24 protein-coding genes are annotated in these 22123 nt (G+C 63.3%); 15 read left to right on the top strand and 9 right to left on the bottom strand.

What is annotated here, in order from left to right; genetic code table 11:
- Positions 1-31: 31 nt before the first annotated feature.
- Complete coding sequence (locus N6L27_RS12325; RefSeq protein ID WP_271907555.1) at positions 32-328, bottom strand: YciI family protein; 297 nt, start codon at positions 326-328, stop codon at positions 32-34.
- Between the two features lie 84 nt (positions 329-412).
- On the opposite strand from N6L27_RS12325, the gene N6L27_RS12320 reads away from it, so the two are divergent.
- From N6L27_RS12320 to recO, 4 genes are all read left to right on the top strand, one after another.
- A complete protein-coding gene (locus N6L27_RS12320; RefSeq protein ID WP_271907554.1) occupies positions 413-1288 on the top strand; it encodes a LysR family transcriptional regulator in 876 nt (291 codons plus the stop codon).
- Between the two features lie 298 nt (positions 1289-1586).
- Positions 1587-2492 (top strand): GTPase Era, encoded by a 906-nt coding sequence (gene era / locus N6L27_RS12315; RefSeq protein WP_271907553.1) that lies wholly within the window; start codon positions 1587-1589, stop codon positions 2490-2492.
- 82 nt (positions 2493-2574) lie between these two features.
- Positions 2575-2904 carry a DUF1491 family protein gene (locus tag N6L27_RS12310; RefSeq protein ID WP_271907552.1) on the top strand — a complete coding sequence of 110 codons (330 nt, stop codon included), beginning with the start codon at positions 2575-2577 and terminating at the stop codon, positions 2902-2904.
- A 69-nt stretch (positions 2905-2973) separates the two neighbouring features.
- A complete protein-coding gene (gene recO, locus N6L27_RS12305) occupies positions 2974-3699 on the top strand; it encodes a DNA repair protein RecO (RefSeq protein WP_271907551.1) in 726 nt (241 codons plus the stop codon).
- Here recO and N6L27_RS12300 read toward each other — a convergent pair.
- From N6L27_RS12300 to N6L27_RS12290, 3 genes are all read right to left on the bottom strand, one after another.
- On the bottom strand, positions 3683-4075 hold the full coding sequence (locus N6L27_RS12300) for an META domain-containing protein (protein ID WP_271907550.1): 393 nt from the start codon (positions 4073-4075) through the stop codon (positions 3683-3685). The two genes, recO and N6L27_RS12300, sit on opposite strands and share 17 nt — an antisense overlap.
- A gap of 238 nt (positions 4076-4313) precedes the next feature.
- On the bottom strand, positions 4314-4997 hold the full coding sequence (locus N6L27_RS12295) for an SGNH/GDSL hydrolase family protein (RefSeq protein WP_271907549.1): 684 nt from the start codon (positions 4995-4997) through the stop codon (positions 4314-4316).
- A gap of 172 nt (positions 4998-5169) precedes the next feature.
- Positions 5170-6855, bottom strand: a complete 1686-nt coding sequence (locus tag N6L27_RS12290; RefSeq protein WP_271907548.1) for an acyl-CoA dehydrogenase family protein — start codon at positions 6853-6855, stop codon at positions 5170-5172.
- Positions 6856-7000: 145 nt separating this feature from the next.
- On the opposite strand from N6L27_RS12290, the gene N6L27_RS12285 reads away from it, so the two are divergent.
- The 3 genes from N6L27_RS12285 to dgt all read left to right on the top strand — a co-directional run bounded on the left by N6L27_RS12285 (position 7001) and on the right by dgt (position 10107).
- On the top strand, positions 7001-7768 hold the full coding sequence (locus N6L27_RS12285) for a sulfite exporter TauE/SafE family protein (RefSeq protein ID WP_271907547.1): 768 nt from the start codon (positions 7001-7003) through the stop codon (positions 7766-7768).
- 17 nt (positions 7769-7785) lie between these two features.
- Complete coding sequence (locus N6L27_RS12280; RefSeq protein ID WP_271907546.1) at positions 7786-8682, top strand: cation diffusion facilitator family transporter; 897 nt, start codon at positions 7786-7788, stop codon at positions 8680-8682.
- Between the two features lie 63 nt (positions 8683-8745).
- Positions 8746-10107: a dGTP triphosphohydrolase gene (dgt, locus tag N6L27_RS12275; protein ID WP_271907545.1), complete on the top strand. Its 1362-nt coding sequence runs from the start codon at positions 8746-8748 to the stop codon at positions 10105-10107.
- 69 nt (positions 10108-10176) lie between these two features.
- On the opposite strand, the gene N6L27_RS12270 is transcribed toward dgt, so the two are convergent.
- Positions 10177-11775, bottom strand: a complete 1599-nt coding sequence (locus N6L27_RS12270) for a phosphoenolpyruvate carboxykinase (RefSeq protein ID WP_271907543.1) — start codon at positions 11773-11775, stop codon at positions 10177-10179.
- A 341-nt stretch (positions 11776-12116) separates the two neighbouring features.
- Between N6L27_RS12270 and N6L27_RS12265 the strand changes: the two genes are divergently transcribed.
- From N6L27_RS12265 to N6L27_RS12235, 7 genes are read left to right on the top strand one after another with little or no spacing between them, the layout of a single operon-like run.
- The gene (locus N6L27_RS12265) at positions 12117-12821 is read left to right on the top strand and encodes a response regulator transcription factor (protein ID WP_039186681.1); all 705 of its coding nucleotides are present in this window, start codon (positions 12117-12119) and stop codon (positions 12819-12821) included.
- A 52-nt stretch (positions 12822-12873) separates the two neighbouring features.
- On the top strand, positions 12874-14580 hold the full coding sequence (locus tag N6L27_RS12260) for a sensor histidine kinase (RefSeq protein ID WP_271907541.1): 1707 nt from the start codon (positions 12874-12876) through the stop codon (positions 14578-14580).
- Positions 14581-14594: 14 nt separating this feature from the next.
- Entirely contained in the window at positions 14595-15032 is a 438-nt protein-coding gene (locus N6L27_RS12255; RefSeq protein WP_271907540.1) for an HPr kinase/phosphorylase, read from the top strand.
- Positions 15025-15903 carry an RNase adapter RapZ gene (gene rapZ / locus N6L27_RS12250; protein ID WP_271907539.1) on the top strand — a complete coding sequence of 293 codons (879 nt, stop codon included), beginning with the start codon at positions 15025-15027 and terminating at the stop codon, positions 15901-15903. Before N6L27_RS12255 ends, rapZ begins: the two co-directional genes overlap by 8 nt.
- A 9-nt stretch (positions 15904-15912) precedes the next feature.
- On the top strand, positions 15913-16320 hold the full coding sequence (locus tag N6L27_RS12245; protein WP_271907538.1) for a PTS sugar transporter subunit IIA: 408 nt from the start codon (positions 15913-15915) through the stop codon (positions 16318-16320).
- Positions 16321-16590 (top strand): HPr family phosphocarrier protein, encoded by a 270-nt coding sequence (locus tag N6L27_RS12240; protein ID WP_271907537.1) that lies wholly within the window; start codon positions 16321-16323, stop codon positions 16588-16590.
- A gap of 34 nt (positions 16591-16624) precedes the next feature.
- Positions 16625-17521, top strand: a complete 897-nt coding sequence (locus N6L27_RS12235; RefSeq protein WP_271907536.1) for a lysophospholipid acyltransferase family protein — start codon at positions 16625-16627, stop codon at positions 17519-17521.
- Positions 17522-17614: 93 nt separating this feature from the next.
- On the opposite strand, the gene N6L27_RS12230 is transcribed toward N6L27_RS12235, so the two are convergent.
- On the bottom strand, positions 17615-18490 hold the full coding sequence (locus N6L27_RS12230) for a 3-hydroxybutyryl-CoA dehydrogenase (protein WP_271907535.1): 876 nt from the start codon (positions 18488-18490) through the stop codon (positions 17615-17617).
- Between the two features lie 154 nt (positions 18491-18644).
- Between N6L27_RS12230 and N6L27_RS12225 the strand changes: the two genes are divergently transcribed.
- Positions 18645-19466 carry a DUF6473 family protein gene (locus tag N6L27_RS12225; RefSeq protein ID WP_271907534.1) on the top strand — a complete coding sequence of 274 codons (822 nt, stop codon included), beginning with the start codon at positions 18645-18647 and terminating at the stop codon, positions 19464-19466.
- A gap of 98 nt (positions 19467-19564) precedes the next feature.
- On the opposite strand, the gene N6L27_RS12220 is transcribed toward N6L27_RS12225, so the two are convergent.
- The 3 genes from N6L27_RS12220 to N6L27_RS12210 all read right to left on the bottom strand — a co-directional run bounded on the left by N6L27_RS12220 (position 19565) and on the right by N6L27_RS12210 (position 22122).
- Complete coding sequence (locus tag N6L27_RS12220; RefSeq protein WP_271907533.1) at positions 19565-20494, bottom strand: electron transfer flavoprotein subunit alpha/FixB family protein; 930 nt, start codon at positions 20492-20494, stop codon at positions 19565-19567.
- Positions 20494-21252 (bottom strand): electron transfer flavoprotein subunit beta/FixA family protein, encoded by a 759-nt coding sequence (locus tag N6L27_RS12215; RefSeq protein WP_264212152.1) that lies wholly within the window; start codon positions 21250-21252, stop codon positions 20494-20496. The genes N6L27_RS12220 and N6L27_RS12215 overlap by 1 nt, the downstream gene beginning before the upstream one ends.
- A gap of 297 nt (positions 21253-21549) precedes the next feature.
- Positions 21550-22122 (bottom strand): cob(I)yrinic acid a,c-diamide adenosyltransferase, encoded by a 573-nt coding sequence (locus tag N6L27_RS12210; RefSeq protein WP_271907532.1) that lies wholly within the window; start codon positions 22120-22122, stop codon positions 21550-21552.
- Position 22123 lies beyond the last annotated feature (1 nt).

Below are 22123 nucleotides of genomic sequence, written 5' to 3'. Positions count from 1 at the left end.
TCAGCCTGGCAGTGCCGCGAACAGGGCAAGGTCAGACAAGCGCATGCCCGCCTGCAAAGACCTGCGCCCAGTGCTTGATCTCTACTTTGTCACGCAGACCAGTCGGCCAGAAAGGATCGGCTTTTACCAACGCCCAAGCCTGATCAAGTGTCTCGGCATCGACCAGCCAGAGGCCGCTTTTCACTGAGCCATCATCCTCCTTCAGTGGCCCGGCGGCACGAACGAAGCTCTTGTTCTCGCTTAGAAATGCGAGGTGTTGCTGCATGAAAAACGGGCGAATGCCAGGGTCTGCATCAATGTTGTCATGAAAGTGGATTGCGTAGAGCATACTTGCCTCCGTTTTGAACAGGTCGAGTTTGCTGCAGCAAAAATGCATTCTCAACGCTCAAATTTGCCGGTATAAACTGCATCTATGCAGCAGATGAATTGGGACGATTTACGTTTTTTGCTCGCAATTGCGCGGGCCGAAAGCCTCGCCGGTGCAGCTGATATTATGGGTCTTGATGCCACCACGGTGTCACGCCGGATCAAGGGACTGGAAAAACGGGCAGGAGCCCATTTGATAAATCGGAGCCAATCCGGTCTCAGCCAGCTTACGCAAACCGGCCAGCACCTTGCAGAGCACGCCGAGCAAATGGAGCAGCACGTTCATGCGGCACAGGCGTTGCTTGGCAAGGATACGCAACTCCGCGGTACCGTCCGCCTGACTGCGGTGCCGTTTCTATTGAACCGCCTGCTTGCGCCATGTCTGGCAGAATATTCCACTCGTCACCCCGGCCTGAACATCAGCTTGATTCCAGACAGCCAAAACCTCAGCCTGACCAGACGCGAGGTGGATCTGGCCCTGCGTTTCGGCGAGCCACGCGAAGGCGGTAATGCGGTTCTGGCGCAGAAGATGGGATGTGTGACGTTCTCTGCCTTCACAGCCAGAGACGCTCTGGAAATCGCCCCCGAAGACCGCCCTTGGCTTGTCTATGACCCGGTTGCGGCACATCTCCCCCAAGCCGCCTGGACGGAAACACTGGCGCGTCAGACCAATGGGCCGCGCTCTCAGATTCAGGTGCACGATCTGGAAACCGCCTTTGAAGCTTGCTTGGCGGCACCGTTGCGCGCTGTGTTACCTGTAGCGGCCGCTCGCCGGGAATCGCGCTTGATCGAGCTTCAGCCCGCATCGGCCATGCCCGGCATGGCGCGTGATGTCTGGCTTCTTCGTCACTCTGACATGCGAGGCGTGGACCGGATCGAGGCCATCATCACCTGGTTGCTTGAGGCAGATTTGTTTCGTTGACTGACACGGGCTTGCAGGCGGGCGCGCAGCTGCAGAAAGGTCCAACAGGTCTTGGCAGGAAACTGAAAACTCCAGCCGCGCTGGCACCCAGCCTGTGCTGGAACAGTCCTCAACGCTGGCGAGAGCGTGTTCAGTTCAATCGGAAACGAAAAAGCTGTTTCCCGCCTTCGCTCGAACGCGTTTTCGTTGCCTGATGAAACCAATGAAACTGAACACGCTCTAAACCCGCCGAAAACGCCTCTGGCCCCTGTGGGTAAATTCCTGTAGAGGCACTGATCTGCAAACAGGACCAGTACAGATGACCACACGCGCCGGATTCGTTGCCCTGATCGGAGAGCCCAACGCGGGCAAATCCACCCTTCTGAACCGCATGGTCGGGGCCAAGGTCTCGATCGTGACCCACAAGGTGCAAACCACCCGCGCCCGCATCCGCGGTGTGGCGATGGAGGGCGACGCGCAGCTGGTGTTTGTCGACACGCCGGGCCTGTTCAAACCCCGCCGCCGACTGGACCGCGCGATGGTCGCCGCCGCTTGGGGCGGCGCTGCGGATGCTGATGTTGTTGTGCTGATGGTGGAGGCCCACCGGGGCATCACCGAAGGGGTCGAAACCATCCTCGAAGGTCTTGCCGAGATCGGCGAGGGCCGCACAGTGGCGCTGGCAATCAACAAGATCGACAAGGTGCCGGCTGAAAAACTGCTGAGCCTTACGCAGGATCTGAACAGCCGCTACACATTTGCCGAAACCTTCATGATCTCGGCTGAACGCGGTCATGGCGTCGACGATCTGCGCCAGTGGCTGGCGGGCAAGCTGCCGGAGAGCCCCTGGCTCTACCCTGAGGACCAGATCGCCGATCTGCCGATGCGGATGATCGCGGCGGAGATGACCCGCGAGAAGCTGACCCTGCGCCTGCACCAGGAGCTGCCCTACCAGCTGACTGTCGAGACCGAGAAATGGGAGGAGCGCAAGGACGGCTCTGCCCGGGTTGATCAGATCATCTATGTGGTCCGCGACGGCCACAAAGGCATCGTGCTGGGCAAACGCGGCGAGACCATTAAATCCGTGTCCCAGGCCGCCCGCGTTGAGCTGGAGGAGTTTCTCGGCCGCAAGGTGCACCTGTTCCTGCAGGTGAAGGTGCGCCCGAACTGGCTGGAAGAGGCCGAGCGCTATTCCGAAATGGGCCTCGACTTCAAAGACGGCAATTGACGCCGCCCATGCTTTTCACCTTTGCAGAAATACTCCCGCCGGAGGCACTCGCCTTGAGCGCGGGCGCTGGCGAGGGTGCGGCATGACCCGCCTCACTGCCCGCTTCTGGGTTGATGCCTACCTGGCCCGTCTCCGGTTCCAGGATATCCCGGCCTTTGTAACCTCCCATGGCGACGACACCGCCGGTGCGGTGCTGGTCAAGCTCAACACGCTGGACGGCCAGGCCTGCGCATTTCACCGCACCTATGACCTGATGAGCGGCAACCGCAAATGGGATGAGCTGGCCGCAGGCGCAGAGACGGACGTCGACGCTTCCATCCGCCGCCAGCGCGACTTCGACCCTGACCTCTGGGTGATCGAGGTGGAGGACCGCCAGGGCCGTCATCTGCTGGACGAACCCGGTCTGGAATGATCCGCCCGCTTGCAGCCCATCCGGCAATGCGCTCTGGTAGGGCGGGCCGCAGGACAGGGAGGTCAGGTGTTGGAATGGCGTGATCACGGCATATTGCTTTCGGTGCGCCGCCATGGCGAAAGCTCGGCCATCATTGACGTCTTCACCGAAGAACACGGGCGCCACGCAGGTGTGGTGCGCGGCGGCGCCGGCCGCCGGATGGCTCCAATCCTGCAGCCCGGCGCACAGCTGGATGTGACCTGGCGGGCGCGGCTGGAAGATCACCTGGGCAGCTACCAGGCCGAACCCCTGCGCAGCCGTGCTGCCGCTGCCCTCTCCGGCCGGCTGGCTCTGGCCGGGCTCAATACCGTGACGGCACTGTTGTCCTTCTGCCTGCCGGAGCGCGAACCGCACGCCGGTCTTTATACCCGAAGCGAACAGCTGCTGGACCTTTTGGGCAACGAAGATCTGTGGCCGCTCGCCTACTTGCGCTGGGAACTGGCGCTCTTGGAGGAGATGGGCTTCGGCCTCGACCTGTCGGCCTGTGCTGTGACCGGCAGCCGCTTCGGCCTGGCCTATGTCTCACCGAAAACGGGCCGGGCTGTTTCACGTGACGGCGCCGGGGATTGGGCAGACCGTCTGCTGCCGCTGCCGCCAGTGATGCTGGGCCTGGGCAATGCGGAAGACGCGGAAATTGTTCAGGCCCTGCGCACGACCGGGCATTTCCTGGAGACGCATCTGGCCCCGTCGCTGGGCAATCACCCGCCGCCAGAGGCGCGGGCCCGGCTGCTGAATTTGCTCAGCCGCCGGCTTTGAACAGCATTTCACGCCCTGCCTCATTGCTGAGGATCAGCACGTCGCCGGCAACCTCTGCCAGCGTCATCTCCTGCAGCGCTTTCAGGAAAACCGCCTCCGCCTCCAGCTCCGGGCAGGCCATGCGCGTCACCGCCAGCGGCCCGGTTTCAAACCAGGGATAGGGCGCGTTCTGACTGCCCAGAAACCTGTTGCAAGGCGCCTGACCAGCGATCTCGCCCGGTTCCGGAAAGGTCAGGATGGCATCAGCGGTAAAGGCGGTGCCGTCAATGCTTTGCAACCGCCATTTGTTGCCTGCGGCGCCATAGGCCGACAGGGTTTCATCACTTGTGCAGGCGCTTGGCAGCAGCAGGGAAGCAATCAGAACGGCGCGCAGCATAGAGACCTCCGAAAGGATGTTTGCATGCAGTTTGGAACGGGGCGGGAGGCCGAGCAAGGCCGCAGGCGCCAGCGGAGGCTCCCGCCCGCCGCAGCAGCGGCATCGAAGATGCCTTGCGTCCGTTGGGCCCGGCGCCGCGCCAAGGCGCGGCGCCTGCCGCACTCTAGCAACGGCGCCAGCTCCAACGCCGTGCGCGCATTCTGTGAATGCGCAGCCAAGGGGGCGGGAGCTTGCCGTTTCAGTTTTCCTGGATGATCTGCGCGACCTTGCGGCCGATTTCGTGGCTTGCCTTGACCGACGGGTGGATCATGTCGGCTGCGTGGTAGGAGCGGTCGCCATAGGGCACCAGGTCCTTGTTCGACAGGAAGAAGATACCCTCCTCTTGCGATGCCAGCCGGGTGATGCGGGCTTCCAGCTCGTTGCCTTCGTCCCGGCAATGCTCGATCAGTGATCCTACTCCGGGGCTGCGCAGATAGCCTACGTAGATCACCTTGGCTCCCGTTTCGCGCAGTCCGATCAGCATCGCCGGAATTGCGCCCGTGCGCCCGTCGGAGGAAATCAGCCGGTTCATCTTGCGGTCGCAGGCAAAGCAGCCGCAGCCGAGCCACAGGTCGTTGCCGCCGCCGTTCACGATCACCCAGTCCCATTCGCCGGGGGTGTACTGCTTGCCGATGTTCATGCCCGCAGCACCGGAAACCGGCAGCTTGTAGAGGATCCGCGCGGCTGAGACCGAGCGGTCCACCACCGGTTCCTGCAATTCCCGCGACACCGTGTCCGAAATGGATTTGCCTGCAAGGCTGTGCCAGGCCAGAAGGGAATCCCCCATCGCAAGGATACGTGCGGACTGGCCTTCCGGCACAGCATCGCCGCAAGCGGACAGCAGAAACAGAATGGGCAGAAGCAGGCAGCGAAGGAAAGTCATACACCCTTGTTAAACGGGTTTTGCCCGGCTGCGAATAACCTGAATCGGAAACAGATTTATTTTGCGCAAAGGTTGCGGACCGGACGCAGAAAACGAGGATCCGGACAAAAATGCCCGGCGCGAACGCCGGGCAAGGAAGGGATTGCTCCCCTGCGGTGGTCTCTGTCAGCGGTCAGCCCAGCAGGCGGCGGGCGATGACCTGGGCCTGGATCTCGGCGGCGCCCTCGAAAATGTTCAGAATGCGGGCATCGCACAGCACGCGGGAGATCTTGTATTCCATCGCAAAACCGTTGCCGCCGTGGATCTGCAAGCCATTGTCGGCCGCCGCCCAGGCAACCCGTGCGCCCAAGAGCTTGGCCATGCCGGCCTCGAGATCGCAGCGGTGGCCGTGGTCTTTTTCCCAGGCCGAGAAATACGTCAGCTGCCGGGCGATCATGATCTCCACCGCCATCATCGCCAGCTTGCCGGAAACGCGCGGGAAGTTGATCAGCGATTTGCCGAATTGCTTGCGCTCCTGCGCGTATTGCATGGCGATGTCCAGCGCCGATTGGGCCACACCGATGGCGCGGGCCGCGGTCTGGATGCGGGCCGATTCAAAGGTCTCCATCAGCTGCTTGAAGCCCTTGTTCTCCGCGCCGCCCAGCAGGTTTTCCTGCTTCACGTGGAAATTGTCGAAGCCCAGCTCGTATTCCTTCATGCCACGGTAGCCCAGCACCTCGATCTCACCGCCGGTCATACCAGGGGTGGGGAAGGGGGCCTCGTCGGTGCCCGGGGTCTTTTCCGCCAGGAACATCGACAGCCCGCGGTGGTCGGTGGTGTTCGGATCGGTACGCGCCAGCAAGGTCATCACATGAGTGCGGGCGGCGTGGGTGATCCAGGTCTTGTTGCCAGTGATCTTGTAATCGCCGTTCTCGTCCTTGACCGCGCGGGTCCGCAGGGAGCCGAGGTCGGAGCCGGTGTTTGGCTCGGTGAAAACTGCAGTGGGCAGGATCTCGGCGCTGGCCAGTTTCGGCAGCCAGTTGGCTTTCTGCTCCTCGGTGCCGCCGCAGAGGATCAGCTCCGCCGCAATCTCAGAGCGGGTGCCCAGCGAGCCGACGCCGATATAGCCGCGCGACAGTTCTTCGGAGACCACCACCATGGAGGCCTTGGACAGGCCGAACCCGCCGTATTCCTCCGGGATGGTCAGCCCGAAGACGCCCATCTCCGCCAGTTCCTCTATGACTTCCATCGGGATCAGCTCATCCTTCAGGTGCCAGTCATGGGCATTCGGCTCGACCTTCTCCACCGCATAGCGGCGGAACTGGTCGCGGATCATTTCCAGCTCTTCCTCCAGGCCGGAGGCGCCGAACATGGTGGAACCGGCCTGTTCCTCCATCAGCTCCACCAGACGGGAGCGGGCGGTCTGGCTGTTGCCCTGCTCGCAGAGCGTCATCACCGCAGGCACCATCAGCGCACGCTGGGCATCCTGAGAAAGGCCCAGATCCTGCAGGCGGATGATCTCGCCCTGGTTCATCTGGATGCCGCCGTAGACCTGCCACAGGTATTCGCCAAAACCGATCTGGTGCAGCAGCTGCTCCATCTCGCCGAACTTGCCCTCAGCCTGCAGCTTTTCAGCCCATTTCTGCATCTGGCGCAGCGAGTAAACGTAAGTGGCAAGCCAGGACAGACCATGCGCTGCCACCTGGTTTTCCTCGATCAGCTTTCCGGACACACGGCCGTCGCTGCTCACCATATCCTTGACAGAGGCGCGCGCGGCCTCAAGCAGCTGGTCCAGCGGTTCCAGCGCGGCGCCGGTCAGCGCCAGCAGGTCGGGAATGAGAGTCGGTTTCATATGCAAGTCCTGTCCGTCGTGGGCCATGAATCAGATCCTTCTTCGGTCGCCCGGTGGTAAATCATTTTGCAGGTGCAGCGCAACAAAAATACTCACGGGTGCGTCGTTTGGATCAAATCTTGCGTGTTGATTTTGCCCGTGCAGCACGCTGCGGATGTGGTAGAGCGGAAGGATGACCGCATTGTTTTCGCTTCTTTCCCCGGCAGAGCTGGCAGCGGCCTTTGGCATCGCGCTGCTGGCGGGCACCGTCAAAGGCCTGGTGGGCTTTGCCATGCCGATGATCTTCATTTCCGGCCTCAGCATGTTTCTGGCGCCGGACTTGGCGCTGGCCGGGCTGGTTCTGCCCACCTTGGTGACAAACGGCATGCAAGCCCTGCGGCAGGGGCCTGCGGCGGCCATGGCATCGATCCGCAAGTTCCACGTGTTTCTGCTGATCGGCCTGGTCTGCCTGCTGCTCAGCGCCCAGATGGTGCGGCTGCTTCCGCAGCAGGCGCTGCTGCTGGTGATTGGCCTGCCGGTCACTGTCTTTGCCTGCATCCAGCTGATGGGCAAGACATTCACCAACGCCAATCCCTCCCGCCGCAGCGAGGCGATGGTGGGGGGCATTGCGGGCTTGATCGGCGGTGTGTCCGGTGTCTGGGGACCGCCAACCGTGGCTTACCTGACCGCTCTGAACACTGAGAAAACCGAACAGATCCGGGTGCAGGGGGTGATCTACGGCCTTGGCGCGGTGGCGCTGCTGGTGGCGCACATCGGGTCCGGCGTAATCCGGGCTGAGACCGCGCCCTTTTCGCTGGCGCTGATCGTGCCGGCGGTGGCGGGCATGTGGATCGGCGGGCAGTTGCATGACCGGATCGATCAGGTGCTGTTCCGCCGCGCAACTCTGGTGGTTCTGCTGATCGCCGGTTTGAACCTGCTGCGCCGCGGCGTTCTGATGTAATGGGCGGGCAGGGCAGCATGCAGCAACGGCTCAGTGCAGAACAGCTGGCAACCGGCTCCATCCTTATCGCTTTGGCAGTGATGGCGCTGAAGGTGGCCGCCTGGCAAATGACCGGCTCCGTGGCGCTTCTGTCGGATGCGCTGGAATCGCTGGTGAACATCGGCGGCGCGGTGATGGCCTGGTTTGCGGTGCGCTATGCCCAGCGGCCTCCGGACGCAGGCCACCCCTACGGCCACCACAAGGCCGAATACTTCTCAGCCGTGATCGAGGGCATCCTGATCGTGATTGCGGCCCTGGTGATCCTGCATGAGGCTTTCAGCGCGCTGGCCCGCGCAGGCGATCCTGGCTGGGGGGCTGCCGGCATGGTGGTCAACGGTTTGGCGATGCTGGTGAACCTGGCCTGGGCGCGGGTGCTGCTGCGCGCAGGCGGGCGGTTGAAATCACCGGCGCTGTCGGCCGGCGGACGCCACCTGATGAGCGACGTCTGGACCTCTGCCGGTGTGCTGGCCGGGCTGGTGCTGGCGCTTGCCACCGGCTGGGCGGTGCTTGACCCGCTCTTGGCGCTGCTGGTCGGCGTCAACATCCTGCGCGAAGGCTGGCTGGTGATCGCCGCATCCGTGAACGGACTGATGGACACCGCCGCACCGGAAGAGGAGCGCCGGAAAATCGAGGCGGTAATCCAACGCATGGCGGCAGGCGCGCTGCAGGTGCATGGCCTCAAGACCCGCCGGGCAGGCCGCGCGCTGTTTATCGAGTTTCATTTGGTGGTGGATGGAGCCATGACGGTGCGGGCCTCGCATGGCATCTGCGACCTGATCGAGATTGCCCTCCGGGACGCCTTGCCGGAGGCGCAAGTGGTGATTCACGTGGAGCCGGAGCACAAGCTGGAGCCTGCGGGGATCAAACCGCACTGAAGCGTTTGCAATTCCCTGCCGCCTCCCGTTTAACCGCCTTCAGACAGGCAAAGGAGCAGGCACATGGCGATGGAGTGGAACAGGCTGCTGAACCCGGGGCGGCTGTGCCGGCCGGAGTATCCCGAGGCCCCGGGGCGCGAGGCCTATTTGCAGGACTATGACCGCATCCTGTTCTCTGAGCCGTTCCGGCGGCTGGCACAGAAAACCCAGGTGCATCCGCTCTACAGCCACGACCATGTGCATCACCGGATGATCCACAGCATGGAGACTTGCAGCGTCGGGCGCTCGCTGGGCTCTAGTGTCGGCCAGGCTTTGCTGAAGGAAGGACGCATCAACCCGGATCAGGTCTTGCGCATTGCCGGCCATGTGCAATCCGCTTGCCTGCTCCACGACATCGGCAACCCGCCATTTGGCCATTCCGGCGAGGACAGCATCGGCGGCTGGTTCGCCGCGCAGTTCAAGGCAGGCGCAGGGCTGGCCGCCCGGATCCCGGCAGACCGCCAGGCCGAGTTCGCGCATTTCGAGGGCAACGCGCAAGGTTTGCGCATCGCCGGGCGGCTGGAAATGGCCCGGCGCGAGGGCGGCATGCGGCTCAGCTATGCGACGCTGGGTGCCTTCCTGAAATACCCCTGCACTCGCCAGGTGCGCGATGCCGTTTGCGGCGACGGCCCGGCGCCATATGCAGGCCTCAAGAAATTCGGCGTCTTTGCTTCCGACACGGCGCTGCTCGATGAAATCTGCAGCGCCACCGGCATGATCCGCGAAAGCGCAGGCTGGTACCGCCGCCACCCGCTCGCCTTCCTGGTCGAGGCCGCCGATGACATCTGCTACCGGATCATGGATATCGAGGACGCAGGTGCAGTGGGCGATCTGGACCGCGCCGATGTGGCTGCGGTGCTGGAAGACATCACCGGCAAGCGCAACCGCGAGGAAGACGCCGCGATGCCGCTGGGTGAGCGTGTCGCCCTGCTGCGCGCGCTCTCCATCGGTGCCGCCACCAGCGCCGCGGTGCAGGCATTCCTCGACAATTACGACGCCATCATGAGCGGCGAGTTCGACGGCGACCTGATCGGCGCTTCATCCAAGGCGGACGCCTTTGCCGAACTGCAGCGCCTGTCGGTGGAACGCATCTTTGCCGCGCGCCGCAAGACAGAACTGGAGGTTGCGGGCCGCCAGGTGCTGCACTGCATCCTCGGCCACTTTCATGAGCTTTACACCGATCTTGCCGCCTGCGGCTGGGATCAGGCAGTGCTGGCCAAGCAGCATTCTCACTGGGCGCAGCTGATCCGCGCAGTGGACCTCGACCTGCGCGGAGTGGAGGATGCCTATACCGCCATGCATTCGCTGGCGGATTTCGTCTCTGGCATGACGGACCGCTACGCGGTCAAGGTGCGGGACATGGTGACTGGAAGCCTGACTGTCTGACCGGTATCAGCACCCCAAACAAAAAAACCCGGCCATTGGCCGGGTTTTCTGTTTCGAAAGCGGAAAGCGTCAGCCGATGGCGGCGGCTTTCACGTCCTCGTCGATGAACGGCAGGTACTGCTCGAAGTTGTCAGAGAACATCTGCACCAGCTTGGCCGCCTGGGTGTCATAGGCGTCCTTGTCGTCCCAGGTGCGGCGCGGATCCAGCAGCAGTTCCGGCACGCCCGGCACGTTGACCGGCACGTCAAAGCCGAAGTTCACGTCCTTGCGGAATTCCGCATCCGCCAGCGAGCCGTCCAGCGCCGCTGTCAGCAGCGCGCGGGTTGCCTTGATCGGCATGCGCGAGCCGGTGCCATAGGCGCCGCCGGTCCAGCCGGTGTTCACCAGCCAGCAGGTCGCGCCGTGCTGGGCGATTTTCTCGCGCAGGAGGTTGCCGTAAACCTCCGGGCGGCGCGGCATGAAGGGCGCGCCAAAGCAGGTGGAGAAGGTCGGTTCCGGCTCGGTCACGCCGCGCTCGGTCCCTGCCACCTTGGAGGTGAACCCGGACAGGAAGTGGTACATCGCCTGCGCCGGGGTCAGCCGCGCGATCGGAGGCAGCACGCCGAAGGCATCGCAGGTCAGCATGATGATGTTCTTCGGGTGGCCGCCGCGGGCGCTGGCCGATGCATTGGAGATGTAATGCAGCGGATAGGCGCAGCGCATGTTGGCGGTCAGGCTGTCGTCGTTGAAATCCAGTTCCTTGGTTTCCGGATCGAACACCATGTTCTCGATCACGGTGCCGAACTTGGAGGTGGTGGCGTAGATTTCCGGCTCTGCCTCGGCATTCAGGTTGATGGTCTTGGCATAGCAGCCGCCTTCAAAGTTGAAGGTGCCGTTGTCGGCCCAGCCGTGCTCGTCATCGCCGATCAGAACCCGGTCCGGGTCAGCAGAGAGGGTGGTCTTGCCGGTGCCCGAGAGGCCAAAGAACACGGCGGTATCGACCGGGTTGCCCTTGGCGTGGTTGGCGGAGCAATGCATCGGCATGATGCCTTTTTCCGGCAGCAGGTAGTTCAGCAGGGTGAATACCGATTTCTTGTTTTCGCCTGCATATTCGGTGCCGCCGATCAGGATCATCTTGCGGTCGAAGTTCATCGCGATGATGGTCTCGCTGCGGCAGTCGTGCTTCTTGGGGTCGGCCTGGAAGCTCGGGCAGTTGATGACGGTGAAGTCGGCGATGAAATCATCCAGGTCTTCGCGGTCGGGACGGCGCAGCATGGTGCGGATGAACAGGTTGTGCCAGGCCAGCTCAGTTACCATGCGGACGTTGATCGCATGCGCCGGGTCGGCACCGCCGACCAGATCCTGGACGTAGTAGTCCTTGCCCTTCATGTGCTCCAGCATGTCGGCATAGAGCGCATCAAAACCCTCGGCGCTCATCGCCGCGTTGTTGTCCCACCAGATGGTGTCGCGCACGCTGTCGGATTTCACGACATGTTTATCCTTGGGCGACCGGCCGGTGAATTTGCCGGTGGTGACCAGGAAGGCGCCGCCATTGCCCAGCGTGCCTTCGCCGCGCTTCAGCGCGGCTTCGATCAGCGCCGGCTCCATGAAGTTGTAATAGACATTGCCCAGACCCTCGATGCCCTGATCCTCGAGGCGGAATTGCGGGTTAACCCGTCCAGATGTCATGCGTTTTTTCTCCTGTGGCGGCGCGGGCGGCACGCAGGCTGCGCGGCTGCGCCAGTGGGGCAATAGAAACGGCATCGCTGCCGGTGGCGCGGTCTTAACATGGCGTTTCGGGCGGTGAACAGGCCGGTTTCAACCAGTTAGCGCCATCAAGGCGATGTTTAGCGCAACCATTGTTCTGCGCCGCGGCAAGTGCCCGTCTGTTCAGCGAACGCTAAGGTATTTTTGCCCCAATTGTGTCCAAAGATGGCCCCGATTCTTCAAATGGGATTGATTCGGCGCACCAGAACGGCGATGAACATGGTAAAAACAAAACATAACAGAGCAGATTAGGGGCAATTCCGATGTCGAAGATTGCTTTGGTTGACGATGACAGGAACATCCTGACATCCGTTTCCATGACGCTCGAGGCCGAGGGCTTCGAGGTCGAAACATATAATGACGGGCAGGCCGCATTGGATGCCTTCAACAAGAAACTGCCGGATATGGCGGTGCTGGACATCAAGATGCCGCGCATGGATGGCATGGACCTGCTGCAGCGGCTGCGCCAGAAATCCCAGATGCCGGTGATCTTCCTCACCTCCAAGGATGATGAGATCGACGAGGTGCTGGGCCTGCGCATGGGCGCCGACGACTACGTCAAAAAACCGTTTTCGCAGCGCCTGCTGGTGGAACGCATCCGGGCGCTGTTGCGCCGGCAGGAGGCCATCAGCAGCGACGCCGAGGGCACCGCGTCGCCTGAGGCCAAGGTGATGGAACGCGGCAACCTGCGGATGGATCCGCTGCGCCACGCGGTCAGCTGGAAGGGCAAGGACGTGTCGCTGACGGTGACCGAATTCCTGCTGCTGCAGGCGCTGGCCCAGCGGCCCGGCTTTGTCAAAAGCCGCGACCAGCTGATGGATGTCGCCTATGATGATCAGGTCTATGTGGACGACCGCACCATCGACAGCCACATCAAGCGCCTGCGCAAGAAGATGCGCAGCGCGGATTCGGATTTCGCGGCAATCGAAACCCTCTATGGCATCGGTTACCGGTACAACGAAGAGTAAGCGGCCTATCCAAGCGGGGCCTTGTGCCCCCGGGGCCAGGGGAGTGGCGCGGATGCGCGATACCAGTGTTATGCAACGCCAACAGGATGGCGATGTGGTCTTGGGCGAGGACTGGGTCACCCCGGACCAGTCGGTCACGCGGGAGATGCAGGTCAAGCGTGCCCGCCGCGGCTTCCTGCCGCTTAAGGGTTCGCCGCTGACCCGCAGGATCATCACCTTCAACCTGATCGCGCTGACCATCATGGTTGCGGGTATCCTGTACCTGAACTCCACGCGTCACAGCCTGGTGCAGCAGCGCGCCGGCGCCCTGGTGTCCGAGGCGATGCTGGCCGCCGACGTGTTCGAGGCAGAGATGCCTGCCGCCGGCGCTGTCAGTTTTGCCGCCGGTGACGGCATCCAGGTGGAAGACACGCTGGCAGGCCTCAGCCTGCGCGGCGGGGTGGAGGCCTTTGTCTTCGACACCACCGGAAACCTCATTTCCAGCATCAAGGGTGTCAACCGGAGCGATGCGCTGAACGTCCTGAACGACAGCGGTGAACGCCGCACCCTGATCAGCGATGCGCTTTCCAGGCTTTGGGGGCTGGCCGGCGGGGCTGAGCAGCAGGCGCCTGTCTCCGGCCCCTCGTTGGAGGACCGTCTTGGCGGGCTGGTGGACCGGGCGATGAACGGCGGCACCGGCGTTGAAACAGTGGTGGACACCAGCGGCAGCCGGGTGATCTCCGCCGCGACCCCGATCATGCACAACGGCACCGCCGTAGGTGTGATCGCCCTGGCGTCGCCCACCGGCGAAGTGGACGCGCTGGTGCGCAGCGAACAGGAGCGGGTGCTGCAGATGTTCATCGTGGCGCTCCTGGTCTCTGTCGGTCTCAGCCTGGTGCTGGCCTCGACCATCGCCAATCCGCTGGCTGACCTGGCGGAGGCGGCTGAACTGGGCCGCGACCGTGGCAGCCGTAAATCCAACCCGGGCCGGATCCGGATCCCGGACCTCTCCGCCCGCCCCGATGAGATCGGCCGCCTCAGCCGGGCCCTGCGCGGCATGGTCAAGGCGCTCTACTCCCGCATCGACAGCAACGAGCAGTTCGCCGCGGATGTGGCGCATGAGATCAAGAACCCGCTCGCCAGCCTGCAATCCGCGGTTGGCACCCTGCGCATGGTCAAACGGGACGACCAGCGGCAAAAGCTGCTGGAGGTGATTGAACACGACGTGCGCCGTCTCGACCGGCTGGTGAGCGACATCTCCAACGCCTCGCGGCTGGATGCCGAACTGGTCAAGGAAGAAGAGGAAGAATTCGACCTTCTGTCCATGCTCGGCAACCTCAATCAGTACCTGGGCGAGGACGCCCGCGCCAAAAGCATCGACTACATCACTGATCTGCCCGCCCAGCCGGTTCTGCTGCAGGGGCTGGAGGCGCGTCTGGCGCAGGTCTTTGTCAATCTGATCACCAACGCGATCTCCTTCTGCGAGGAAGGCGACGCCATCCGCGTCTGGGCGCGCCGCCGCGCCAACCGGGTGCTGATCGTGGTCGAGGACACCGGCCCCGGCATCCCCGATCAGGCGCTTTCCAAGATCTTCAAACGCTTCTACTCGCAGCGCCCGGTGGAGCACTTCGGCAACAACTCCGGCCTTGGCCTGGCGATCTCCAAGCAGATCGTCGAGGCGCATGGCGGCGTGATCTGGGCCGAAAACATCCGCCCGACCGAGGCTGACGTCACTTCTGAGCCGCTTGGTGCGCGATTTGTGGTAGGCTTGCCTGTCTGAAACCGGTGCCGCTCATGTCTGAACCGCAAAGCCTCATCCTGCATGCCTCCTGTGTTGCGCTGGAGGGGCAGGGGCTTTTGATCACCGGCATCTCAGGCCAGGGCAAATCGGCGCTGGCGCTGCAGCTGATGGCCTTCGGCGCCCAGCTGGTGGCCGACGACCGGGTGCTGGTGCAGCTCTTGCACGGCGAACTGGTCGCAAGCGCGCCGGAACCGATCCGCGGGCTGATCGAGGCCCGCTACATGGGGCTGCTGCAGGCGCAGATCCGCAGCCCGGTGCCGGTGACGGCGCTGGTAGACCTGGACGAGGCGGAGACCGAACGCCTACCGGTGCGCCACACTACTTTGCTTCTGGGGCAGGAGGTGGCGCGTGTGAAACGGGTTGATGGCGCCCATTTTGCCCCGGCGCTGATGCAATACCTCAGATGCGGGGCGCTGGACCCGGATGCCTGAACAGAACAAACAGGCGGTCCCGGCGGTGCTGGTCACCGGCCCCTCCGGCGCGGGCCGCACCACCGCGATCAATGTGCTGGAGGATCTCGGGTTCGAGGCAATCGACAACCTGCCGCTGCGGCTGCTGCCGGGCCTGTTCGACGCCGCCGCCGCACCGCGCCCGATGGCGCTGGGGCTGGACAGCCGCAACCGGGACTTCTCGCCGCGCGCGCTCTTGGACGTGATCGACATGCTGTCAGGCCGCCGCGAGCTGGAGCTGACCGTGCTCTATCTCGATGCGCAGCCGGACGTGCTCCTGCGCCGGTACTCTGAAACCCGCCGCCGCCACCCGCTGGCACCGGCCGAATCTCCGGGTGAAGGCGTGCGCCGCGAACTGGATCTTATGGCGCCGATCCGCGACCGGGCTGACATTCTGCTGGAAACCTCGGACATGAATGTCCACCAGCTGAAAGCCGAGATCGAGCGCTGGTTTGCCCCGGGCGGCCGCACCCTGGCGCTGTCGGTGCAAAGCTTCTCCTACAAGCGCGGCATGCCGCATGGCATCGACATGGTGTTCGACTGCCGTTTTCTGGCCAACCCCTATTGGGAGCCGGACCTGCGCGCGCTGAACGGCCAGGACCCGGCAGTGCAGGACTATGTCCGCGCAGATCCCCGGTTCCAGCCGTTTTTCGACCGGGTGCTGGACCTTACCCGGCTGCTGCTGCCGGCCTACCGCGAGGAAGGCAAATCGCACTTCTCCATCGCCTTTGGCTGCACCGGCGGCCAGCACAGATCGGTGGCAATGGCACAAACCCTGGCCAAGGCCCTTGCAGAGGACGGCTTGCAAGTGTCAATTAGACACCGCGAGCTGCAAGGCCAGCAAAAGAAGTGAGAGGCCGGGTTGATCGGGATAGTGATCGTAGCGCATGGCGGACTGGCAAAGGAATACCTTGCCGCAGTGGAACACGTTGTGGGTCCGCAGCCCAGCCTGATGGCCATCGCCATCGGCCCGGAGGATGACCGCGCCGCCAAGCAGGATGAGATTTGCGCGGCAGCTAACAAGGTGGACAGCGGCGGCGGCGTTGTGGTGGTGACCGACCTCTTCGGCGGCTCGCCCTCGAACCTCAGCCTCAAGGCCTGCGCGCCCGCAGACCGCCGGATTCTTTACGGCGCCAATCTTCCGATGCTGATCAAACTGGCAAAATCCCGCCACCTTCCGGTTGCCGACGCGGTGCGGCAGGCGATGGAGGCCGGGCGCAAGTACATCAACGCCCAGAACGTAAACCCTGACGGGGAGCAGGCACATTAAATGGCTCTGAAGACGCTGAAAATCATCAATGAAAAAGGGCTGCACGCCCGCGCCTCCGCCAAGCTGGTGGAGGTGGTCGAAGCGTTTGACGCCACGGCAGAGGTGCTGAAGGACGGAATGTCGGCCTCTGGCGACAGTATTATGGGCCTTTTGATGTTGGCAGCCTCGAAAGGAACGACTATTGACGTCGAGACTTCGGGGCCCGATGCTGAAGCGCTTGCGCATGCGCTGGAGGCTCTGGTGGCCGACAAGTTCGGCGAGGGCTACTAGGCCCCGCGCCGGCGGCGGAACGGGAAGAAGCACATTGGCGGACACCGCACAAGACAGGAAGACCGGCATCGCGCCGGAAACCGCTGAGCAGACAACGGGCGAGGTTTATGACCGCCGCACGCTGACCTATGCCAACTCCTTTGACGACCGCTGGACCTCGTTGGCGATCAAGACCATCGAATGGCTGACCGGCAAGCTGACGATCCTGCGCATGGTCAACAAGTTCGAGAAGAACAACGCCGAATACCGCGGCCAGAAGTTCTGGCGCGGCGCGCTCAACACCATGGGCATCGACCTGCAGACCCCGCAGGAGCAGATCGACAACATTCCTGCAGACGGCCCGGTGGTGATTGTCGCCAACCATCCGCACGGGATGGTGGACGGCATGATCTTTGCCGACCTGATCGGCCGCCGCCGCACGGACTACCGCATTCTGACCCGCTCAGTGCTGACCGGCCTGGATGAGGCCGCGACCTCCTTCATGATCCCGGTGCCCTTCCCGCATGACCCCGAAGCACAGCGCAAGATGGTCGATATGCGCGCCAAAACCATGGCCTACCTCAAGGAGGGCGGCGCCGTGGCCCTCTTCCCTTCGGGTGTGGTGATGTCGTCAGACAGCTGGTTCGGCCCTGCGGTCGAGCGCGAATGGAACGTGTTCACCGCCCAGCTGATCCGCCGCTCCGGTGCCCGGGTGGTGCCGATCTTTTATCCTGGCTCGAACTCGCGCTGGTATCAGATCGCCTGCCAGGTTTCCCCGATCCTGCGCCAGGGCCTTCTGCTGCATGAAATCGTCCGCTCCTGCAACAAGCCTCAGGCGCCAGTGGTCGGCAAGCCGCTGACCGATGAGCAGATGGCGCAGCTGCAAACCGATCCGCGCGGGTTCATGGCCTGGCTGCGCGAGCACACGCTGAGCCTCGGCAAGCAGGGCTGAGCCCGATCCGTTTCTTCATCTGGCTGAAAATATCCCGGGGGTGAAATGGCCGCGAGGCCAAGAGGGGGCAGCGCCCCCTTCCGCCGGTCAGTTTCAGCGCGTCGGCACCGGGGTTTCGCCGCGGTAGTCATAGAACCCGCGCTGGGTCTTGCGGCCCAGCCAGCCGGCTTCGACATATTTGGTCAGCAGCGGGCAGGGCCGGTACTTGGTATCCGCCAGCCCGTCATGCAGCACGTTCATGATCGCCAGGCAGGTGTCCAGCCCGATGAAATCCGCCAGCTCCAGCGGCCCCATCGGGTGGTTTGCACCCAGCTTCATCGATTCGTCGATCGACTTCACCGATCCGACGCCCTCATACAGCGTATAAACCGCCTCGTTGATCATCGGCATCAGGATCCGGTTGACGATGAAGGCAGGAAAATCTTCTGCGCTGGCGGAGGTTTTGCCCAACCGCGCCACCACGTCCTGGCACGCCTTGAAGGTCGGCTCATCAGTGGCGATGCCGCGGATCAGCTCCACCAGCTGCATCACCGGCACCGGGTTCATGAAATGGAAGCCCATGAACCGCTCAGGCCGGTCGGTGCGGCTGGCCAGCCTCGTGATCGAGATCGAGGAGGTGTTGGAAGTCAGGATCGTATGCGGCTGCAGATGCGGCTGCAGGTCCTCAAAAATGGCCTGCTTCACAGTCTCCCGCTCGGTTGCGGCCTCGATCACCAGATCGGTTGCGCCCACGTCTGCCAGCTTCAGCGACGGCACGATGCGCGCCAGCGCCGCCTTCACGTCGGCTTCGGAAATCTTGCCCTTGCTGGCCTGGCGCTCCATGTTCTTGTGGATGAGGCTCAGCGCAGCATCCAGCGCCTGCTGGCTGACGTCATTCAGCACGACCTCGTATCCGGCCAGCGCCATGACATGGGCAATGCCGTTGCCCATCTGACCCGCGCCGATCACTCCAACCTTCTGAATTTCCATGCCTCAGGCTCCTGAAATAGCTGCGGCAACCATACTGGCCGGGCGCGGGCAGGCACAAGGGCAGCTGGCCTGGATTTGAGGCAAATTCTCACTTTAGGGAAATTGCAATGGTTGCCCGCCAAGGTGAGTCTCGGGTGAAAAATTGGTGGTATTTATGAGCTATGAACTCAAAAGCCCGGGGGGGCTTGCGGGGGAACCAGTCAGATATGGCGACTCCAGGCTGCTTGTCAGGGGGCCGCTGCGGTCTCTGGATGACCCTTATGTCGCCTTCCTGGGCGGAACCGAAGTCTATGGGCGATTCGTTGAATTTCCGTTTGTGGATTTGCTGCAGGCCCGTCTGAGCATGGATTGCATCAATCTGGGCAGCGTGAATGCGGGCCTGGACAGCTTCGCGCAGGATGACACCCTGATTGATGTGGCCCGCAATGCCCGGCTGACCGTGGTGCAGATGCTGGGTGCGCAGAATATCTCCAACCCCTACTACCGGGTGCACCCGCGCCGCAACGACCGGTTTCTGGCAGCCCAGCCCGCGCTCAAGACCCTGTACCCCGAGGTCGACTTCACCGAATTCCACTTCAACAAGCACCTGCTGTGCTCTCTGCGTGATATCTCCGCACAGCGGTTCGAGCAGGTGCGTGAACAGTTGCAGCGCAGCTGGGTCGACCGGATGACCAGGCTGGTGGAGGAACTGGACGGCCGCGTCCTTCTCTTGTGGCTGCGCTATGCGCTGGACGCCGAGGCAGGCTTCCCGGAGGAGCCGGTGCTGGTCGACCGCGCCATGGCTGAGGCGCTGCGCCCCAAGGTGCAGGGCCTCCTGGAACTCAAGGCTGCCTCCGCCGCCGCGGCGCAGGATATCTCCGGCATGATCTTCGGCCCGATGGAGCTGCCGGCCGCGCGCCACATGATCGGCCCCAAGGAGCATTTGAGGATCGCAGAAGCCTTGGCCAGCGGCCTGGAGCCGCTGCTGCGCGCCTGAGCGGCAACCGCCCCGGCCCGTAATAGGCCTGCACCTTCAGAACGGAAAAAGGCCCGCCAAATGGCGGGCCTTCCTATTGGTCAGCTGTCCGGCTGGGCTCAGCCCAGTTTCCCGGTCAGGGCCGGGACGGCCTCGAACAGGTCGGCAACCAGGCCAAAGTCCGCAACCTGGAAGATCGGTGCTTCTTCGTCCTTGTTGATCGCCACGATGACCTTGGAGTCCTTCATGCCGGCGAGGTGCTGAATGGCGCCGGAGATGCCGATGGCGACATACAGGTCCGGTGCAACAACCTTGCCGGTCTGACCCACCTGCCAGTCGTTCGGGGCATAGCCCGAGTCGACCGCCGCGCGGGACGCGCCAACGGCGGCGCCCAGCTTGTCGGCCAGGTTCTCGATCAGTTTGAAGTCTTCCTCGGAGCCAACGCCGCGGCCGCCGGAGACAACGATGCCGGCCGAGGTCAGTTCCGGACGGTCGCTTGCGGCTACCTTGTCTTCAACCCACTCGGACAGGCCGGGGTTTGCGGCAGCCGAGATGGTTTCCACGGATGCGGAACCGCCTTCGCCAGCTGCATCGAACGACGCGGTGCGGAAGGAGACGACTTTCTTGGCGTCGTTCGACTTCACGGTCTGGATCGCGTTGCCCGCATAGATCGGGCGCTCGAAGGTGTTGCCGTCGACAACGCCGGACACGTCCGAGATCACCATCACGTCCAGCAGTGCTGCAACGCGCGGCAGAACGTTCTTGGCGTCGGTGGTAGCGGGCGCAACGATGTGCTCAAAGTCGGACGCCAGGCCAGCAATCAGCGCTGCGGTCGGCTCTGCCAGGCGGTGGCCCAGGGATGCGTCCTCAGCAACCAGAACCTTGGCAACGCCAGCGATCTTGGCCGCTTCTTCGCCGGCTGCAGCAGCAGAGGCGCCAGCAGCCAGAACGGTCACGTCGCCCAGCGGTGCGGCAGCGGCAACGGCTTTTGCGGTCGCGTCCAGCGCCAGCGCGCCGTCGGTCACTTCAGCAAGGAGAAGAACAGCCATTACACAGCCCCCGCTTCTTTGAGTTTCTCAACCAGCTCGTCGACGGAGCCGACGATGATGCCTGCGGCGCGTGCCGGCGGCTCTTCGGTCTTGACGATTTCCAGGCGCGGCGTGACGTCGACGCCGTAATCGGCGGCGGTTTTCTCGTCCAGCGGCTTTTTCTTCGCCTTCATGATGTTCGGCAGCGACGCATAGCGCGGCTCGTTCAGGCGCAGGTCCACGGTGATGATGGCGGGCATCTTCACGGAAATGGTCTGCAGGCCGCCGTCAACCTCACGGGTGACTTTTGCGGTGTCGCCTTCGATGTCCAGCTCAGAGGCAAAGGTGCCCTGGGACCAGCCCAGCAGCGCCGACAGCATCTGGCCGGTTGCGTTCATGTCGTTGTCGATTGCCTGCTTGCCGCAGAGCACGACGCCGGGCTGCTCTTCCTCGACCACTTTGGCCAGGATTTTCGCAACGGCCAGCGGCTCGATGTCGGTGTGCACGTCGTCGGCAGCAACCACCAGGATGGCGCGGTCCGCACCCATCGCCAGGGCGGTGCGCAGGGTTTCCTGGGCCTGCTTGACGCCGATGGAAACCGCAACCACCTCATCAGCCTTGCCGGCTTCTTTCAGGCGGATGGCTTCTTCGACAGCGATTTCGTCGAAGGGGTTCATCGACATTTTCACGTTGGCGAGATCGACACCGCTGCCGTCCGCTTTGACGCGGACCTTCACGTTGTAGTCAATCACGCGTTTGACAGGCACGAGTACCTTCATTTTGCGTTCTCTCCTTAACAAACGGCAAGCCGCCCCAGGGCGACTCCCCCTCTATGCTCTCGCAGCGTTGATACCGGCTGGTGCGGGCGCGCAACAGGGCAAAATCGTCACGTTAGCGCACGGCGACGTCGCGTTTGCGCATTTGGAACATCATTTCCGCAAGAATGTTTCCGGTGGGAAATCCGCCTGCCGCAGCGGCAGGGCGCCGGCGGCCTGCGTGACGCGTTTGGCACCGGATTCGCCAAAATCCGGCGCCAAAGTGCGAATCAGACCGGGGTCAGACCGGGGCAGGGGGCCTCAGCGGTTGGCGCCCGGCACCCACAGCACGTCGTCCTTGCCGCCATTGTTGGCGGTGCGGGCGGCGACAAAGAACCAGTCGGAAAGGCGGTTCAGGTATTTCACCGCCGCCGGGTTCACGTCCTCAGTGGTGCTGAGGTCGGTGGCCAGCCGTTCGGCCCGGCGCGCCACGGTGCGGCAGACGTGCAGATGCGCCGCCAGTTTCGACCCGCCCGGCAGGATGAAGCTGCGCAGCGCCTCCAGATCCTTGTTCATGACGTCGATCTCGGCTTCCAGCCGCTCGACCTGCGCCACCGCAACCCGCAGCGGCGGGTATTCGGCATCGGCGTCCTTCTCCATTTCCGGACGGCACAGGTCGGCGCCCAGATCAAACAGGTCATTCTGGATCCGCGCCAGCGCCGCATCCATCTCGCCCTCCGCTTCCAGCCGGGCGACGCCGACAAAGGAGTTCAGCTCATCCGAGGTGCCATAGGCATTGACCCGCGCCGAATGCTTGGCCACCCGCTCGCCGTTCCCCAGCGCGGTCTCGCCCTTGTCGCCGGTGCGGGTGTAAATCTTGTTCAGAACGACCATC

Origin of the sequence: Leisingera sp. SS27 (assembly GCF_028368855.1) — a bacterium.
Lineage (GTDB): Bacteria > Pseudomonadota > Alphaproteobacteria > Rhodobacterales > Rhodobacteraceae > Leisingera.
The sequence above is the reverse complement of the archived record's forward strand: the minus strand, read 5'-3'. Positions and strand labels throughout refer to the sequence as shown.